Raw genomic sequence first — 17,967 nt, forward strand, 5'->3', positions numbered from 1 at the left:
GCGCTTTATAAATCCTGCTAAAGACCCGTCCGACACATCCGCCCGGCCTCGTTTTTAGCGACGCCGGGTTTTTTTATGTCGTTTTTTGCCACGCCCCAGTCCATGCATTTTCCGGAGGTCCTGCCGCTGCAAAGCGGTGCGTCCATCCGCGACTACCACCTGGCCTACGAGACCTACGGCACGCTCAATGCCGACCGCTCGAACGCCGTGCTCGTGTGCCACGCCCTCAATGCCTCGCACCACGTCGCGGGCGTCTACGCCGGGCAGGACAAGAGTGAGGGCTGGTGGGACAACATGATCGGCCCCGGCAAGCCCGTGGACACCGACCGATTCTTCGTGATCGGCGTGAACAACCTGGGCTCCTGCTTTGGCTCCACCGGCCCCATGCACAACCATCCCGATACGGGCGAGGTCTATGGCGCGGACTTCCCGGTGGTCACGGTGGAAGACTGGGTCAACGCCCAGGCCCGCCTGCTCGACCGCCTGGGTATCGAGCAACTGGCCGCCGTGCTGGGTGGCAGCCTGGGCGGCATGCAGGCACTTTCGTGGACGCTGCAGTACCCCGAGCGCATGCGCCACGCGGTGGTGGTGGCCAGCGCCCCCAACCTCACGGCCGAGAACATTGCCTTCAACGAAGTGGCCCGCCGCGCCATCGTGACCGACCCGGACTTCCACGGCGGCCACTTCTACCGCCATGGCGTGATCCCCAAGCGCGGCCTGCGCATCGCCCGCATGATCGGCCACATCACGTACCTGAGCGACGACGTGATGAACGAAAAATTCGGCCGCCAGCTGCGCGAAGGCATTGACCTGAAGTACAGCACGCAGGACATCGAATTCCAGATTGAAAGCTACCTGCGCTACCAGGGCGACAAGTTCAGCGACTACTTCGACGCCAACACCTATTTGCTCATCACCCGTGCGCTCGACTACTTCGACCCCGCGCGCACCCACGGCGGCAACCTCACCCGGGCGCTGGCGCGCGCTACCGCACGCTTCCTGCTGGTGAGCTTCACCACCGACTGGCGCTTTTCGCCCAAGCGCAGCCGCGAGATCGTCAAAGCGCTGCTCGACAACCGCCGCAGCGTGAGCTACGCCGAGATCGATGCACCCCATGGGCACGATGCCTTTTTGCTCGATGACGCCCGCTACATGGGCGTGATGCGCTCTTATTTCGACAGCATTGCCAAGGAGTTGCAAGCATGACGGACAAAGCGGCAATGCAAGCCCTGGCGCGCCTGGTGCCCCCCGGCTCGCGCGTGCTCGACCTCGGTTGTGGCAATGGCGCCATGCTCGACTACCTGCAGCGCGAGCGCGGCTGCAGCGGCTATGGCGTGGAGATCGACGACGCCAACGTGCTGGCCTGCGTGCAGCGCGGCGTGGATGTGATCCAGCTCAACCTGGATGAAGGCCTCGCCATGTTCGACGACAACAGCTTTGACGTGGTGCTGCAGATCGACACGCTGCAGCACCTGCGCAATGCCGAAACCATGCTGCGTGAGACGGCGCGGGTGGGCCGCACGGGTGTGGTGGCGTTTCCCAACTTCGCGCACTGGCCCAACCGCCTGTCCATCCTGCGCGGGCGCATGCCCGTGACGCGGCGTCTGCCCTACCAGTGGTACGACACGCCGAACATCCGCGTGGGCACGTACAAGGACTTTGAGGTGCTGGCGACCAAGAACGACCTGCGCATCCTCGACTCTTTCGGCTTGCAGGAAGGACAGGCAGTGCGCTGGCTGCCTAACGCACGCGCGGGCACGGCCGTCTTTCACTTCGAACACGCGTAGCACTTACCGGGGTGTACGCCCCCGGCGACACGCCGCTGTCAAGCGCATCGGCTAAGGTGCGGACTCCGTTTGTTGGAGACCCGCATGAAACGCACTGCACTGCGCGCCGTGACTGCCGCCGCGCTGCTCACCACCTGGGCGCTGGGCGCCGTGGCCCAGGCCTGGCCGCCCACCCCCACCGTCATTGCCCACCGGGGTGCCTCGGCGCTGCGGCCCGAGCACACGCTGGCCGCGTACCAGAAGGCCATTGACGACGGCGCCGACATCATCGAGCCCGACCTGGTGATCACCAAGGACGGCGTGCTGGTGGCCCGGCACGAGAACGCGATTGCCATCCTGGGCGCCGACGGCTCGGTGAAGGAAGCCACCACCGACGTGGTGGACCGCCCCGAGTTCGCAGGCCGCAAAACCACCAAGACCATCGACGGCCAGGCCATCACCGGCTGGTTCACCGAAGACTTCACCCTGGCCGAACTCAAGACCCTGCGCGCCCGCGAGCGCATCCCCGCGCAGCGCCCGGCCAACGTGGCCTACAACGGCCAGTTCGAGGTGCCCACGCTGCAGGAAGTCATCGACCTGGCCAAGGCCCAGAGCGCGAAGACGGGCAGGACCATCGGCATCTACCCTGAGACCAAACACCCCACCTACTTCCAGTCCATCGGCCTGCCGCTGGAGGCGCCGCTGCTGGCGGCGCTGGAGAAGAACGGCTGGAACCACAAGGACGCGCCCGTGTTCGTGCAGTCGTTCGAGGTCAGCAACCTGCAGGCAATCCGCAAGCTCAGCAGCGTGCGTCTGGTGCAACTGGTGGCGCCCTCGGGCCGGCCGTATGACTTTGTGACGCAGGGCGCGGCCAACACGCGCGCTTATGCCGACCTCATCACGCCCGAGGGCCTCAAGCAGGTGGCCACCTATGCCAATGCCATCGGCCCGTTCAAGACGCTGGTGGTGCCGGTCAAGGATGGCGTGCCGGGCGAACCCTCCCCGCTGGTGGCGCGCGCCCGCGCCGAAGGCCTGGCCGTGCACATCTGGACGCTGCGGCCCGAAAACGCCTTTCTGCCCGCCGGGCTGAAAAAGGCGCCCGCCACCGATGGCACCGTGCGCGGCGACAGCGTGGGCGAGATCACGGCCTATCTGCGCGCAGGCATCGACGGCTTCTTCACCGATGACCCTGCCGTGGGCCGAGCTGCCGTTCAAGCATTCACGGCGACGAAGTGACAGGTGCCGGGCGCGGCTTGCCCGGCGCGGAGCGTGCCCCCTGGCGCTGCCCCAGTTGCCGCGCCTTTTCCACCCACTGCGCCAGCCGGTCGGTGCTGGCGCTGCGCACCGGGCCAAAACTGTGCACCTGCACGGGGCTGATGCCGCAGAACTCCAGGATGGCCTTCTTCATCTGGTGGTGCCCCGGCATGCGTGTGACCCAGCGAAAGTACCAGGGCGGCGAGTCCATGGTCACCAGCAGCTCGGCCGAGCGACCTGCCAGCAGCTTGTCCCACAGCGATGAGCCTTTGCGGTACTTGAAGGCATAGCCGGGCAGCAGCACGCGGTCGATAAAACCCTTGAGCAGCGCGGGCATGGCGCCCCACCAGATCGGATAGACCCACACCAGATGGTGCGCCCAGGTGATGTCGGCCTGCGCGGCCAGCAAATCGGGTTCCAGCGGCTGGGCAGCGCCATAGCCCTGGAACAGGGGGTTGAAGGTCAGCTGACCCACGTCCAGAAACCGCACCTGCGCCCCTGCGCGCCTGGCGCCCTCGGCATAGGCACGTGCCATGCCTGCGCACAGGCTCTCGGCGGTGGGGTGGCCCAGGATGACCAGAATGTTTTGTTGCTCTGCCACAGACGCTCCATCACGGTGTTGTTGATGGCGCCATGGTCACCCTGCCCCACGGGGCAGAGTCAAGCGGTCAGGTCAAGTCGCGGTGAATCTCGCAGCGCCCGCCTTGGTAGCTGCACCAAATTGCGCGGGGTTGTGCGCTGGAGGTGCCACCGCCAGTGTGGAGGGCGCAGCGCAGGCTTCGGGTGCCACGGGCACGGCCAGCGTGTCGCAGGTGTGCAGCTCGGCTTCCAACAGCGCCAGCTGCGCGTCCAGCGCTGACAGGCGCGCCAGCTCCTGCGCCACGGCGGCCCGCCGCCGGGCCACCAGTTGGGCCACACGGTTCCAGCCAGCAGCGGTGTCGATGTGGGGCAGCCCGTCCAGCTCCGACAGCCGAAAACCCAGCGCCTGGGCCTGGCGGATCAGCAACACGCGGGCCACATCGGCCTCGCCATAGTGGCGGTAGCTGCCCGCACGCGCCACCGTGCCCAGCAGGCCCCGGGACTCGTACAGCCGGATGGCCTTGGGCGTGGTGCCGGTGCGTTGGGCGAGTTCTCCGATGCGCATTGGGTGTCCTGGTAGGAGAGCAAAATACTATCAAATTAATAGCTACTGGCGCTTATCCATTAAGCGCTAGGTGACAATTTGGCTCATATTTTTCATGGGTGGAGCCTGGTTGAGGCTTGTCAAGGGCTGCTGGCCCCGATGCTGCACGATAAGCTGCTGCGCTCTGATTCCACCTTCCGCCCGCGCCCGCCATGCCCCAGTTTGCCGCCAATCTGAGCCTGATGTACACCGAGCTGCCGTTTCTGGACCGCTTTGCCGCTGCGGCGCGCGACCGGTTCACGGCGGTGGAGTTCTTGTTTCCCTACGCCTTCGAGCCCGCCGAGGTGGCGGCCCGGCTTGCGGACAACGGCCTGCAGCTGGTGCTGTTCAATGCCCCGCCTGGCGGCACCGACCGCAGCCGCATGGCGGCGGCGTGGGACCAGAACGCGCGCGGCACCGCAGCGCTGCCTGGGCATGAGGCCGAGTTCCGCGCGGGCGTGCAAGAAGCCCTGCGCTATGCCGAGGTGCTGGGCTGCCCGCGCATCCACGTGCTCTCGGGCATCGTGCCGCCCGGCGTGGAGCGCGAATCCCTCAAGGACCTGTGCGTTGGCAACCTGCGCTGGGCGGCGGCCGAGGCTGCGGGCGCGGGGTGCGACATCCTCATCGAGCCCATCAACCTGCGCGACATGCCGCGCTACTTTCTGAACCGGCAGGATCACGCGCACGAGCTGCTCGATGCGGCGCAGGCCCCCAACCTCAAGGTGCTGATGGACCTCTACCACTGCCAGATCGTGGAGGGTGACGTGGCCACCAAGCTGCACCAGTACCTGCCCACGGGCCGCGTGGCGCATGTTCAGATTGCCGGTGTGCCCGGGCGCCACGAGCCCGACCGGGGCGAGCTGCACTACCCCTTTCTCTTCGACACCATCGACGCGTTGGGCTACGGCGGCTGGGTCGGCTGCGAATACCGGCCCGCAGCGGGCACCTCGCAAGGCCTGGGCTGGATGACTGGGAATATCCGCTGAGTCGCTTTGCGCCTTCCCCCCCTACGCCTTCGTTGTGGGGCGGCCCTGGCTCGGCGTCCTCGGCTCGGGCAGTGCCAGTTTCGCAGGCCATGACTCACACATCGGCGGCGTTGGGGTACGCAGCTTTGCGTAAGGGAATGCGTGAATAAATGTAACAAGCCTCTGGACGTAGAGTGACCGCAGACCGGCGACAGCCGGCTTTGGGCTTTCAATCTCCAGGAGACACACTGCATGGCTGCTTCCCTTGCCAACAACCGTTCCGTCGCGCGCCAGGTCACGCTGACCGCCATTGCGCTGGTGGCCCTGGTGCTGGTGCTGGTGGGGCTGGCCATTGCCGTGCTGACCGAGCGCAGCACCCGCGCCCTGGTCGCCTCCAGTGTGGGCGACACCGCGCAGAGCGTGGCGCAGTCGCTGGACGCTGCCGACAACACCAACCGCGAGCTGGTGCAGCTCACCATGAAGGGCTTTCAGCGCTACTTCGAGGCCACCATGCAGCTCGACGAAGCCTCGGGCGAGCTGCGCAGCTATGGCGCGCTGGTCAACGAGGACTACGGCTCGGTCGATAAATTCGCTAACGAAACCGGTGGCATCGCCACGGTGTTCGCCAAGAAGGGCGACGATTTCATCCGCATCACCACCTCGGTCAAGAACGACAAGGGCGAGCGCCAGCAGGGCACGCCGCTGGGCAAGGACGACCCGGCCTATGCCACTGTGTCCAAGGGCGAGCCCTACACCGGCGTTACCGTGGTGGGCGGCAAGCCCTTCATGGGCCACTACCTGCCCGCCAAGGACGCTTCGGGCAAGGTGATTGCGCTGCTGTTCATCGGCAACGACATCAGCGTGTTCCACGCCATGCTGCAAAAGCAGGTAGCGCAGACCAAATTCTTCGAGCATGGCGGCACGTACGTGATCAACCCCGGCACCTCGCTCGACAAGGCGGTGTTTGTGTACCACCCCACCGCACGCGGCAAGCGTGTGCTGGAAGCCTACCCCCAGGCCCGCCCGTTTTTTGAAGCCTTGGCCGCATCGCCCGATGGTTTTGTTCGTGAAGCCGCCCCCGTGTTGGGCGCAGGCGCCGAAGACCCCTGGGCCCTGGTGCGCAAAACCGGCGGCGGCTGGTGGGTGGTGGCCGAGGTGGCCGACGGCGAGGCCATGGCCAGCCAGCGCCGCGTCACGCTCGCCGTGTGGGGCTTGATGGCCGTGGCCGTGGTGCTGCTGGCCATTGGCCTGTTCCTCATGCTGCGCCGGGGCGTAAGCCGCCCGCTGCAGGACCTGACCCAGGCCATCACCCTGGTAGCGCAGGGCGACCTGACAGAAGAATTCCGCACCACGCGGCGCGACGAAATCGGCGCGCTGGTGCAGGAGGTGGAAGGCATGCGCCAGCGCTACACGCAGATGCTGCAGCAGGTGCGCACGGCGGTGGACAGCATCACCACCGCCAGCGCCGAGATCGCCAGCGGCAACCAGGACCTGTCGGCCCGCACCGAGGCCACGGCCAGCAGCCTCGCGCAGACCGCGCAGAGCATGGAGCACCTTACCTCCACCGTGCGCCAGTCGGCCGACGCCGCGCGCCAGGCCAATCAGCTGGCCAGCACCGCCGCCGCCGTGGCCGCACGCGGTGGCCAGGTGGTGGGCGAGGTGGTCACAACCATGGGCGACATCAACCAAAGCTCGCGCAAGATCGCCGACATCATCGGCGTCATCGATTCGATTGCCTTCCAGACCAACATCCTCGCGCTGAATGCGGCAGTGGAAGCTGCCCGTGCTGGCGAACAGGGCCGGGGCTTTGCCGTGGTGGCCAGCGAGGTCCGCAGTCTGGCAGGGCGCAGTGCCGAGGCCGCGCGCGAGATCAAGGCGCTCATCGGCGCCTCGGTGGAGCGGGTGGAATCGGGCGCACGCCTGGTGCAGAACGCGGGCACCACCATGGACGAGATCGTGGGCTCGGTCAAACGCGTAGGCGACATCATTGGTGAGATCACAGCGGCATCGAGCGAGCAGTCCGACGGCATCGGCCAGGTCAACACTGCCGTGAACCAACTGGACCAGATGACACAGCAGAACGCTGCCCTGGTGGAGGAATCCGCCGCCGCAGCCCAAAGCCTGCGGGAGCAGGCCTCCCGCCTGGCGGGGGCGGTGCAGGTGTTCAAGCTCTCGCGGACCGAGGGCGCGGCCGGTGGCGGTATCGGCTACACCCAGCGCGCGGCCCTGGCCGCGCCCATTGCACAAACGGGCGAGGGCGAGGCGGTGCACGCCCCCGGCAGTGGCGCGCGCGCACCCGCCCAGTTGCAATAGCCCACTGCACCCGACCAATCGGCTGTGCGGCGGGGGCGCGTGGTCATCTGGCGGTTTGCGGTCTGCAGACCTTCGTTTATGCTGATCTGAAACCCCCCACCACACAGCCCACCCCCATCCATGGCCGCCCACGTTCCCACCATGCTGGTCATGATCATCGTGAGTTCGCTCATGATGGCCGCCTCCATGGCTGTGGTGGGCTGGGGGCGTCGGCGCGATGGCCTGGGGCGGTGGGCGGCCGCCCTGATGGTCAATGCCGTCGGGCATTTGCTGATCATGCTGCGGGGCCTGGTGCCGGATGTGGTGTCCATCGTGCTGGGCAACCTGCTGCTGTCCTGCGTGTTTGTGGGGATGATCGCCGCGATCTACCAGTTCCAGGGGCGCCCGTCACGGTGGCTGCTGCTGCTCACACCGTCGGCGCTGGTCACGTGTTTTGTCATCGTGTTTATCGACAACTTTCCGGCGCGCGCGAGTTTTGTGGGCCTGGTCATCGGGCTGCAGGCCGTGTGGGCTCTGGTAGCGGCCCTGGAGCGCCGCCATGCCACCGTGGGGCGCGGGCAGTGGCTGCTGGTGGCCGGGCTGGGCCTGGAGGCGCTGGTGCTGGGCGGCCGCGCGTTGCTGGCATTGGGCGAAAGCCAGACGGCCACCAGCATCCTCCAGGGCAGCCTGCTGCAGACGCTGACCTTCATGGCCACGTTTTCTGTGGTGCTCATCAGCTCCATGGGATTTGTGTTCATGTCACGCGACCGTGCCGACGAGAACAACCGCATCATGGCGGCGCTGGACCCGCTTACCGGCGTGGCCAACCGCCGCTCGCTGATCGCGGCGCTGGACCGCGACGTCTCGCGCGCCGTGCGCTCGCGCGAATCCATCGCGCTCATGATGGTGGACATCGACCACTTCAAGCGGGTCAACGACCGCTACGGGCACCCCGCCGGTGACCAGGTGCTGTGCAGCGTGGTCAATGTGCTGAGCGAGCGCGTGCGGGCGCAGGACCTGGTGGGCCGCTACGGGGGTGAGGAATTCATGGTGGTGCTGCCCGACACCACGTTGCTGGGGGCCGAGCAGCTGGCGCGGGAACTGTGCAAGGCGGTGGAGGAATCGCGTTGCCGCATCCGCGCAGTGGGCGGAGCCGCGCCAGATGCAACCACCGACGCGGCCCTGGGCATTGCCGTCACGGTCAGCATTGGCGTCTTTGGCGGCCGGCTGGAGCCCGGCGACAGCTGGGACATGCTGATCGCCGCAGCCGACCGTGCGCTCTACCAGGCCAAGGAAAACGGCCGCAACCGGGTGGAGGTGTCCACCAGCCTGCGGCGCCCCGCCTCCTTGGCGGCGGCACAGGCCAATCCCGACACGCATCCTGTTTCCCGGTATTGACCCCCAAGAGGGACGCGGGACGGGCCACGTTGGGCACACCACCCGAAGAAGAGCTGCGCCCCCTGCCACAGCGCTGCCAGACTATGTCGCGGGTGTATGGATACCTGCCATGGCGCCCGCACAGGCGTTGTGTTGGAATGCTGGTTTCGGTCCACAAGATCCGCCGTATTCAGGAGAGCTGCCCATGAACGCCCGAGTCCCCCCCCACGCCCTGCAACCCGCCCTGGCCCTCGAACGGGTCAGCCAAGCCTGGGACAACGATATTGTTCGCCAGCTCACCGACTACATCGCCATCCCCGCCAAGTCGCCCATGTTCTCGCCCGACTGGGCCGAGCAGGGCCTGCTCGACACCGTGGTGCGCAACGCCGCCGCGTGGGTCGAGTCGCAGAAGGTTGAAGGCCTCACGCTCGAAATCGTGCGCCTGGAAGGCCGCACCCCCGTGCTGTTTTTCGAGATCGACGCCACCCAGGCCGGCGCCACCGATACCGTGCTCATGTATGGCCACCTCGACAAGCAACCCGAGTTCAGCGGCTGGCGCAACGACCTCGGCCCTTGGACGCCCAAGTACGAAGACGGCAAGCTCTATGGCCGCGGCGGTGCCGACGACGGCTACGCGGTGTATGCCAGCATCGCCGCCGTTCAGGAATTGAAGCGCCAGAACGTGCCCCACCCGCGCATCGTGGGCCTGATCGAGACCTGCGAGGAAAGCGGCTCGCGCGACCTGCTGCCGTACATCGACGCCCTCAAGCCCCGTATGGGCAACGTGGCACTGGTGGTGTGCCTGGACTCGGGCGCTGGCAACTACGACCAGCTGTGGCTCACCACCAGCCTGCGCGGCATGGCCACCGGCACGCTCAAGGTCGAGATCCTCACCGAAGGCATCCACTCCGGTGACGCCTCGGGCCTGGTGCCCTCGTCGTTCCGCATCATGCGGCAGGTGCTCGACCGGCTCGAAGACAGCGCCACCGGCCGTCTCCTGCCCCAGAGCTTTCATTGCGAAGTGCCTGCCGACCGCCTGGCCCAGGCCCGCGCCACGGCGGGCATCCTGGGCGAAGAGGTGTACAAGCGCTTCCCCTGGGCGCACTACGACTGCGGCGGCTCCACCACCTTTGCATTGCCCACCACCACCGACCCGCTGCAGGCCCTGCTCAAGCGCACCTGGGAGCCCACGCTGAGCGTGACCGGCGCCGAAGGCTTCCCGGCCCTGCAGGACGCAGGCAATGTGCTGCGCCCCTACACCGCCTTCAAGCTCAGCCTGCGCCTGCCGCCCCTGGTAGATGCCGCCCAGGCTGTGCAGGAACTCAAGGCCTTGCTGGAAGACAACGCGCCCTACCGGGCCAAGGTCACCTTCCAGAGCATGAGCGGCGCCACAGGCTGGAATGCCCCCGCCACCACGCCCTGGTTCGAGCAGGCGCTCAACGCCGCCTCGCAGGCCCACTTCGGCGCACCCTGCGGCTACATCGGCCAGGGCGGCACCATCCCTCTCATGAACATGCTCAGCGAAGGCTTCCCCACCGCGCAAATGATGGTGTGTGGTGTGCTCGGCCCCAAAAGCAACGCCCACGGCCCCAACGAGTTCCTGCATGTGCCCTACGCCAAGAAGCTCACCGCCGCCGTGGCGCAGGTGATTGCAGGCATGGCACAGCAGGCGGTCGCACCTGCCGCAGCGGGCTGATAGGCGCGATCTTTTCAGCTTTCACCGTTCTTTCACACCCACGACTGACGCAAAAATGGGCATGGGCAGCCGGCACGCTCCAAGCGATGCGGCCGCTGCGTTCCGGTTTGCGCAAGTCCTCACACCCTTCTGGCAGGCACAGATCACCATGGACAAACGCGCTTTTCTCCACGCCTGTACGGCCACCACACTGGCCGCTGCGGTACACCCTCTCGTCCACGCCCAGGCGCCTGCGGCAACGGCGGGGGTTGCCGCTCCTGGCCCGCGCCACACGCTGTTGGGCACCAACAGCGAAGGCAAGCCTGTCGCACTGACCGACTTTGCGGGCAAGGTGTGCCTGGTGAGCTTTTTCACCGCTGGCTGCGCCCTGTGCACCAACGAGCTGCGGCTGATGCGCGAGTTCTATACGAACAACCGCCAGCGCGACTTTGTGCTGCTGGGCGTGAACATGGACGAAAAAAACGCGGACTTCATGCAGTACATCGAGCTGCTCAAAGTGTCCGTGCCTGCCGAGCAGCGCTTTCCGATTGCCTGGCGCAACGCTGTGGGGCACCAGGACAGCTTTGGCACCATCACCCGCCGCCCCACGCACTATGTGCTCAACCGCCAGCACCAGCAGGTGTTGCGCCGCGAAGGCAATTTTCTGCCCACGGATTGGGACGACCTCTGGGCCTCCATCGCCTGATGCGGGTTGCGCCACGCATGCTGCGTTCGGCCACCGCCGGGCCGTGCCGTACCGCCTTTTTATGGGATTGCCTTCCTGTTCTTTCCTGGTTGAGCGATTGCCCGCTCAACAGCACCGCCCGCCATGATCTCTGACGACCCCATTCCCTCCACCCTCACCACCTTCACCGCCAGCGATGGCGAAAACCTGGCTGTGCAGGACTGGCCCCTGCCCGAGGGCGAGCCCTGCCGGGGCACCGTGCTGCTGGTGCATGGCCTGGGCGAACATGTGGGCCGCTACGACGCGGTGGCCCGCCGCCTCAACGACTGGGGTTTTGCCGTGCGGGGTTACGACCAGTATGGTCACGGCGAATCCGGCGGGCCGCGTGGCGGCCTCACTTCGGACCTGCGCCTGCTGGATGACCTGGCCGACCTGGTGGACGCCACGCGCGCCCGCATGCCCGCAGGCCAGCCCCTCGTGCTGCTGGGCCACAGCATGGGCGGGCTTGTGGCTTCGCGTTTTGTGTCGTTGAAGATACGGCCTGTGGACGCCCTGGTGTTGTCATCCCCCGCGCTGGATGCGGGCCTGGGCGCCGTGCAAAAGCTGCTGCTGGCCACGCTGCCGCGCATCGCACCCAACCTGCGCGTGGGCAATGGGCTCGATGCGCAGTACCTCTCGCACGACCCGGCCGTGGTCGCGGCCTACCTGGCCGACCCGCTGTGCCACGACCGCATCAGCGCGCGCTTGGCCCGCTTCATTGCCGACGGCGGCCCCGCCACCGTGGCCCGCGCTGCGCACTGGAGTGTGCCCACGCTGCTGATGTGGGCGGGCAGCGACAAGCTGGTCAACCCTGCGGGTAGCCGTGCCTTTTCGGCCGCTGCACCCAAGGCCGTAGTGCATTCCCACTGCTTTGAGCCCTTGTTCCACGAGCTGTTCAACGAAAGCCCGGAACTGGCCGCGCCGGTGTTCGACCTGCTGCGGCAATGGCTGGTGCGGCGCTGCGCGGTGCCTGCAAGGCCGTAGGCAGGCGCCGGGTGGCCTGATTTCAGAGAAAACGGCTGGTCGCGCCAGTGCAATATGACCCGGTTGCTATTATTTTTGAAGTAGGCCGCCGAGCATCCCCAGCAGGTCGTTGGCATTGCCAAAACCGCCATGGGGCGCCTGTCCCTGGGGGCTCAGGTGGTCGACCAGGCCCGGCAACACCTGGGCCAGCTGCCCGGCGGCTGCACCGGGGGCCACACCCAGTTGCGCGGCCATCTGCGACAGGGGGCCACTGCCCAACACCTGCGACAGCTGCTCGCCCGAGATCGCCTGGTTGGGCCCGGCGCTCAGCCACGACGCAATCACGTTGCCCAGCCCGGCTTGCTGGAACTTGGCCATCAGCCCCGGCAGGCCGCCCACCGGGCCGTCGTTGCTGAGGAGGGACATGACGGCCTGCACCAGCTGCGGGTTTTGTGCGGCCAGGCTGATCAGCCCTCCCAGGCCACCACCGGCCCCACCCGCCGCAGCGGCGCCACTGCCGCCTTGCGACGCGTTGTTGATGACGGCACCCAGAACGGAATCGAGCAAACCCATGGTGTTCTCCTGTAGAGGAATGAAGGGCGGCAGTGCGCCAGCCCGGACGGAACCATCCATGGTACGCACCTCGGCGCCGCCTTCGTGTCAACAATCGTGAACGGGGTGACGCCGCTGGGGTGCCGCGCCACTACTTGGTGCGGGGTGGGCGCTTGTCGAGCAGCGGCGCACTCACACCTTGTACCCCCACCAGCCCCAGCACCGTGACCAGCGAGGTCTGGGCGCCCTTCCAGGCATCCGTCAGGTCGATCCACTCCGACAGTGCGTGGAAGCCGCCCGTCTTGCCGCCGCCCCCGATCACGATGGCGGGGATGCCCAGCGCCATGGGCACGTTGGCATCGGTGCTGGCACCGGCCAGCACCGTCTTGCGGCCAAAGGCGGTGTTGGCGCGCACGGCAGCCTCGACGATCAACGCGTCGGCGGCGATGCGGCCACCGGGCCGGTCGCCGATGAGCTTGGTCGATGCGCTCAGGGTGTTCACGCCCCAGCGTGCGTTCTCTTCGGTCACGGCGCTGTCCACGGCTGCCAGCACCTGCTTTTCGGTGGCCAGCAGCGGGGCCATTTCGTCGGAGCGGATGTCCACCGCCATGCGCGCATCCGGCGCGATGGTGTTGACCGATGTGCCGCCGCCCACGGTGCCCACGGTGAAGGTGGTCTTGGGGCTCTTGGGGGTGCGGATCTCGGCGATCTTGGCAATGGCGCGGCCCATGCCGTGGATGGCGCTGGGCACCTCGCCGAACGCGGCGTAGCTGTGGCCGCCCGGGCCCTTGAAGGTCACCTCGTGGCGGTGGCTGCCCGTGCCCAGCACCAGCACGGTGCCATCGGGCGCTGGCTCCAGCGCCACCATGCCGTCAATGTCGAGGTGTTCCTTGAACAGGTGCTTCATGCCGCGCAGGTTGCCCAGCTCTTCCTCGCCCACATTGCCCACAAACACCAGGTCGCCCACGGTGGCGATCTTCTGGTCGTTCAGCACCTTGAGCCACGACAGCAGCACGGCCAGGCCGCGCGTGTTGTCGGAAATGCCGGGCGCATAGAGCTTGCCGTCGCGCTCTTTCACCTTCACATCGGTGCCGGATGGGAACACCGTGTCCAGGTGGGCCGAGATGACCAGCTTGGGGCCGTTGCCCGTGCCCTTGCGCACGCCCACGACGTTGCCTTCGGCGTCGATCGCGGCGTTGGTCAGGCCCAGGGACTGGAGCCGGGCCAGGAAGGCTTCGGCGCGCTTTTGTTCCTTGAACGGAGGCGCCTCGATCTCGGTGAGCATGCGCAGGTCTTCGGTGGCGCGGTCGTGGTCGGCCTTCACGGCGTCGAGCAGCTGCAGGATCTGGGGCGCAGCCATGAGCTGGCCGTAGGCCTTGTCCACGGCGGGCCGCAGCGTGGTGGGTGTGGGCGCCACGGCGCCGAACTGCGCATGGGCGGCACCGGGCAGCAAGGCGGCGCAGGCGAGGGCCATGGCACCCGCAAGGGCTGTGGCACGGAAGGTATGGAGAGGGAGAGTCATGGTGATCCAGCGAAACACGAACACAAACGGAAGGGGTGAGCGGCCTGTCCAGCCATCGTGGATGGAGCCGTGGGCCGGCATGCAGGGCCACGCAATTGTTGGACCGAACCCCGCCCCTGGGCTCTGCTTTAATCTGCCCAGCCGACAGTTTTTCTTACATGCGCAAACACATCCCCAGCACCCGCGCCCTGCTTGTTTTCGATGCCGTGGCACGCCACCATGGCGTGAGCAAGGCGGCCGAAGAACTCTGCCTCACCCACAGCGCCGTGAGCCAGCAGCTGCGCCTGCTGGAGGGCCAGCTGGGCCTGCAGCTGGTGCAGCGCGGCGCACGCGGGTCCACGCTCACCGACGTAGGCCGCCGCTACCACGCGCAGGTGGTGGGCGACCTGCTGCGGCTGCAGAACCACACGCTCGAAGCCATGGCCCAGCGGCCCGATGGCGCGCGCCTGCTGGTGGGCTGTGTGCCCGTGTTTGCCGAGCGCTGGCTGCTGCCCCGGCTGCCTGCCTTCCTTGCGCAGCACAAAGGCTGCAGCCTGCACCTGCAGGTGTACCCCACGCAGATCTACATGGCGGAGATCCCGTTTGATGTGGCCGTGCAGTACAACGACGCGGCCTGGCCCGGCGTGGTACCAGCGCCCCTGATGCCCGAGGTCTGCGTGGCCGTGTGTGCCCCGCAGTCGCGCCACCGGCGTGCGACAGAGCGCGGCGATTTTCGGGCCGTGCCGCTGCTGCAGCTCAGCTCGCGCCTGGGGGCGTGGGACGACTGGCTGGCCCGTGCGGGCATCACGCGCATTCCGGGCCACACGTTGGGTGGCCACCGCTTTGATCTGTTCTCGATGCTGGTGGAGGCGGTGCGCGCCGACTTGGGGCTAGGCCTGGTGCCCCGGTATTTTGTGGAGCGCGAACTGCAATCGGGCGAGCTGGTGCTGGCCCACCCGCACCACGACAGCGGTGCGCGGGGCTACAGCCTGTTCGTGGCGCCGGGGCGCCTGGAAGACCGGGCGGTGGCGGCGTTTGCACAGTGGCTGCGCACCACGGTGGCCGCAGAAGGCGCTGTGGCTGAGGTGCCTTCAGACGCCGCGTGAAACGCGCTTGCGCTGCAGACCCAGCCAGGCCAGTGCCAGCCCCGTCACCACAATGGGCATCAGCGAACCGGCGTTCAGCAACGTCCAGCCCTGCGTCGTGACCAGCACGCCCGACGAGAACGCGCTCAGCGCCAGCGTGGCGTACACGCAGAAGTTGATGGCCGCCTGGGCGCGGTCCTTTTCTTCAGGGCGGTAGGCCGTCATGGCCAGCGTGGTGGAGCCCGTGAACAGGAAGTTCCAGCCCACCCCCAGGAAGAACAGCGCAATCCCAAAGTGGTGCAGCTCCACGCCCATCAGCGCCACCGCCACACACGCCAGGTTGAGCAACACCCCCGTGCCCATGATGGGCAGCACACCAAACCGCTTGATGAGGTGACCAGTGACAAAGCCGGGAGCGAACATGCCGATCACATGCCACTCCAGCACCAGTGCCGAGGCATCAAAGTCAAAGCCACACACCTGCATGGCCAGCGGCGTGGCCGCCATCAGCAGGTTCATCACCCCATAGCCCAGCGCAGCGCCCACAATGGCCACGATGAAGGCAGGCTGGCGCATCAGTACAGAGAGGGGGCGCCCCTGCTCGCGCTGGCCCGCAGCGTTGAGCACCACGGGTTGCACTTCGAACCGGATGGCTGCCATGCACAGCATGGACAACAGCGCCACGCCGATCAGCGCGATGTAGGCGCCCGCAAACGGCACCGGGAACAGCGTGCGCGTGGCGCTGGCCAGGTTGGGGCCTGCCACGGCGCCCAGCAGGCCACCGGCCAGCACCAACGACACGGCCTTCTCGCGGTAGTCCGGGGCCGCCAGCTCGGCGGCCGCAAAGCGGTACAGGCCACCGTTGGCGCTGTAGTAGCCCGCCACCAGCGTAGCGGTGCACAGCAGCCAGAAGCTGGCGCTGAACGCGGCCCAGGCACACAGCGCGGCCGACACCACGGCCACGGCCAGCCCGATCTGGAACGACACCTTGCGGCCCCAGCGCATCTGCGTCCTGGCCACCAGCGGCGTGGACAGTGCCCCGCCCACCACGTAGCCCATCACCGGCAGCGTGGCCATCCAGCCAAAGGGCGCCAGCTGCAGGCCCACCAGGCCATTGATGGCAATGAAGACAACGTTGTTGGTGAGGAAAAGGCCTTGGCACAGCGCCAGCAGCCACAGGTTCTTGTTCATGACAGGGCAGCGCCCGGGTTGGGCAAAAGGAAGGAACGAAAAGTGGGACAGCGTAGACGCAAGTCAAGGCCTGGCGGCTATGGGGTGCGCTGCGGAGGCGGGCCACATCAAAACCCGACTGGTTTGCTCCGGAATTGTGCACCGCCGTTGATGAAGATCAGCGGATGCGTGGGGTGTCCTCATTATGGTGGCGCCCAGTGCTGTGGCCCGGCCCGGGGCCCGCGTTTGAATGTTTGTGATGGAACCCCTGAAATCGATGGAGGCGGTGCTGCCTGAAGCTGCAACCCCCGGACTGGAACTCGTCTGCCCCGCCGGCAGCCTGCCCGCCCTGAAGGCCGCTGTGGACCACGGCGCCAACTGCGTCTACCTGGGCCTGCGCGACGCCACCAACGCGCGCAATTTTGCGGGCCTCAACTTTGACGAGGCCGCCATCGCCAACGGCATTGCCTATGCGCATGGTCGCGGCTGCAAGGTCTTCATGGCGCTCAACACCTACCCGCAGGCGGCCAACCCGGGGCCGTGGCGCAGCGCACTGGACAAGGCGGTGGACCTGGGCGTGGACGCGGTCATCCTGGCCGACCCCGGCCTCATGCACTACGCGGTGCAGCACCATCCCCGGCTGCGCCTGCACCTGTCGGTGCAGGGTTCGGCCACCAACTACGAGGCCATCAACTTCTACCGCGAGCAGTTCGGCATCGTGCGCGCCGTGCTGCCGCGCGTGCTGTCGATGGAGCAGGTGCGCCAGGTCATCGATCGCACGCCGGTCGAGATCGAAGTCTTCGGCTTCGGCAGCCTGTGTGTGATGGTCGAGGGGCGCTGCGCACTGTCGTCGTACGTGACCGGCGAATCGCCCAACACGCACGGCGTGTGCTCTCCGCCAAAGGCCGTGCGCTGGGTGGAAACGCCGCAGGGCCGCGAGTCGCGCCTGAACGGCGTGCTCATCGACCGCTATGCGCCCGGCGAGAACGCGGGCTACCCCACGCTGTGCAAGGGGCGTTTCGATGTGGGGGATGACGAGAACTACTACGCCATCGAAGAGCCCACCAGCCTCAACACGCTGGAGCTGCTGCCCCAGCTGCTCAAGATGGGCGTGCGCGCCATCAAGATCGAAGGCCGCCAGCGCAGCCCCGCGTATGTGGCGCAGGTCACCCAGGTCTGGCGCGAGGCCATGGACCAGTGCCTGGCCCACCCGCACCGCTATGCGCCCAAGACGCGCTGGATGGCCAGCCTGGACCAAGTGGCAGAAGGCCAGCAGCACACGCTGGGTGCCTACCACCGCCCCTGGAAATGATCAGGCGACAACCCCCTGAGCCGCTGCGCGGCTTCCCCCTTTCTCTCTACGCGCTTCGCGCTAGGGGAAGGGGGACAACGCCAGCGCACGCCAGCGAAGCGCCGCATACGCGGCTTGGCGGCCCTTGCGCGGCGTCCCCTGGCCTGCATCGCGCCAGATCGAAGGTCGG

16 protein-coding genes are annotated in these 17,967 nt (G+C 67.2%); 11 read left to right on the forward strand and 5 right to left on the reverse strand.

The window, feature by feature from the left end:
• Window positions 1-75: 75 nt before the first annotated feature.
• From metX to AC2YJX_RS10260, 3 genes are all read left to right on the forward strand, one after another.
• Window positions 76-1,206 (forward strand): homoserine O-succinyltransferase MetX, encoded by a 1,131-nt coding sequence (gene metX, locus AC2YJX_RS10250; RefSeq protein WP_487255971.1) that lies wholly within the window; start codon window positions 76-78, stop codon window positions 1,204-1,206.
• Complete coding sequence (metW, locus tag AC2YJX_RS10255; protein ID WP_462386457.1) at window positions 1,203-1,787, forward strand: methionine biosynthesis protein MetW; 585 nt, start codon at window positions 1,203-1,205, stop codon at window positions 1,785-1,787. The genes metX and metW overlap by 4 nt, the downstream gene beginning before the upstream one ends.
• A gap of 84 nt (window positions 1,788-1,871) precedes the next feature.
• Entirely contained in the window at window positions 1,872-3,002 is a 1,131-nt protein-coding gene (locus AC2YJX_RS10260; RefSeq protein WP_487255972.1) for a glycerophosphodiester phosphodiesterase, read from the forward strand.
• Here the strand turns inward: AC2YJX_RS10260 and AC2YJX_RS10265 are convergent.
• A complete protein-coding gene (locus AC2YJX_RS10265) occupies window positions 2,986-3,621 on the reverse strand; it encodes an NAD(P)H-dependent oxidoreductase (protein ID WP_487255973.1) in 636 nt (211 codons plus the stop codon). The two genes, AC2YJX_RS10260 and AC2YJX_RS10265, sit on opposite strands and share 17 nt — an antisense overlap.
• A gap of 72 nt (window positions 3,622-3,693) precedes the next feature.
• Window positions 3,694-4,164, reverse strand: coding sequence for a MerR family transcriptional regulator (locus tag AC2YJX_RS10270; RefSeq protein WP_487255974.1), 471 nt, complete (start codon window positions 4,162-4,164; stop codon window positions 3,694-3,696).
• Window positions 4,165-4,355: 191 nt separating this feature from the next.
• Here AC2YJX_RS10270 and otnI point away from each other — a divergent pair, with 191 nt between their 5' ends.
• From otnI to AC2YJX_RS10300, 6 genes are all read left to right on the forward strand, one after another.
• On the forward strand, window positions 4,356-5,168 hold the full coding sequence (gene otnI / locus AC2YJX_RS10275) for a 2-oxo-tetronate isomerase (protein WP_487255975.1): 813 nt from the start codon (window positions 4,356-4,358) through the stop codon (window positions 5,166-5,168).
• 231 nt (window positions 5,169-5,399) lie between these two features.
• Complete coding sequence (locus AC2YJX_RS10280; RefSeq protein ID WP_487255976.1) at window positions 5,400-7,460, forward strand: methyl-accepting chemotaxis protein; 2,061 nt, start codon at window positions 5,400-5,402, stop codon at window positions 7,458-7,460.
• Window positions 7,461-7,580: 120 nt separating this feature from the next.
• Window positions 7,581-8,837 (forward strand): GGDEF domain-containing protein, encoded by a 1,257-nt coding sequence (locus AC2YJX_RS10285; RefSeq protein WP_487255977.1) that lies wholly within the window; start codon window positions 7,581-7,583, stop codon window positions 8,835-8,837.
• A gap of 184 nt (window positions 8,838-9,021) precedes the next feature.
• Window positions 9,022-10,512, forward strand: coding sequence for a M20 family metallopeptidase (locus tag AC2YJX_RS10290; RefSeq protein WP_487255978.1), 1,491 nt, complete (start codon window positions 9,022-9,024; stop codon window positions 10,510-10,512).
• A gap of 148 nt (window positions 10,513-10,660) precedes the next feature.
• Complete coding sequence (locus AC2YJX_RS10295) at window positions 10,661-11,197, forward strand: peroxiredoxin family protein (RefSeq protein WP_487255979.1); 537 nt, start codon at window positions 10,661-10,663, stop codon at window positions 11,195-11,197.
• 123 nt (window positions 11,198-11,320) lie between these two features.
• Entirely contained in the window at window positions 11,321-12,199 is an 879-nt protein-coding gene (locus AC2YJX_RS10300) for a lysophospholipase (protein ID WP_487255980.1), read from the forward strand.
• A 69-nt stretch (window positions 12,200-12,268) separates the two neighbouring features.
• On the opposite strand, the gene AC2YJX_RS10305 is transcribed toward AC2YJX_RS10300, so the two are convergent.
• Together AC2YJX_RS10305 and AC2YJX_RS10310 are read right to left on the reverse strand one after the other, a co-directional pair.
• The gene (locus AC2YJX_RS10305) at window positions 12,269-12,751 is read right to left on the reverse strand and encodes a YidB family protein (protein ID WP_099732291.1); all 483 of its coding nucleotides are present in this window, start codon (window positions 12,749-12,751) and stop codon (window positions 12,269-12,271) included.
• 130 nt (window positions 12,752-12,881) lie between these two features.
• Entirely contained in the window at window positions 12,882-14,252 is a 1,371-nt protein-coding gene (locus AC2YJX_RS10310; RefSeq protein ID WP_487255981.1) for a M20/M25/M40 family metallo-hydrolase, read from the reverse strand.
• Between the two features lie 158 nt (window positions 14,253-14,410).
• On the opposite strand from AC2YJX_RS10310, the gene AC2YJX_RS10315 reads away from it, so the two are divergent.
• Window positions 14,411-15,337, forward strand: a complete 927-nt coding sequence (locus AC2YJX_RS10315; RefSeq protein WP_487255982.1) for a LysR family transcriptional regulator — start codon at window positions 14,411-14,413, stop codon at window positions 15,335-15,337.
• Here AC2YJX_RS10315 and AC2YJX_RS10320 read toward each other — a convergent pair.
• Window positions 15,323-16,507 carry an MFS transporter gene (locus AC2YJX_RS10320; RefSeq protein ID WP_487255983.1) on the reverse strand — a complete coding sequence of 395 codons (1,185 nt, stop codon included), beginning with the start codon at window positions 16,505-16,507 and terminating at the stop codon, window positions 15,323-15,325. The genes AC2YJX_RS10315 and AC2YJX_RS10320 overlap by 15 nt on opposite strands.
• Window positions 16,508-16,763: 256 nt before the next feature.
• Here AC2YJX_RS10320 and ubiU point away from each other — a divergent pair, with 256 nt between their 5' ends.
• Complete coding sequence (gene ubiU, locus AC2YJX_RS10325) at window positions 16,764-17,798, forward strand: ubiquinone anaerobic biosynthesis protein UbiU (RefSeq protein WP_176889074.1); 1,035 nt, start codon at window positions 16,764-16,766, stop codon at window positions 17,796-17,798.
• Window positions 17,799-17,967: the final 169 nt, after the last annotated feature.

The sequence above is a fragment of the Acidovorax sp. SRI_002 genome, from assembly GCF_057586455.1.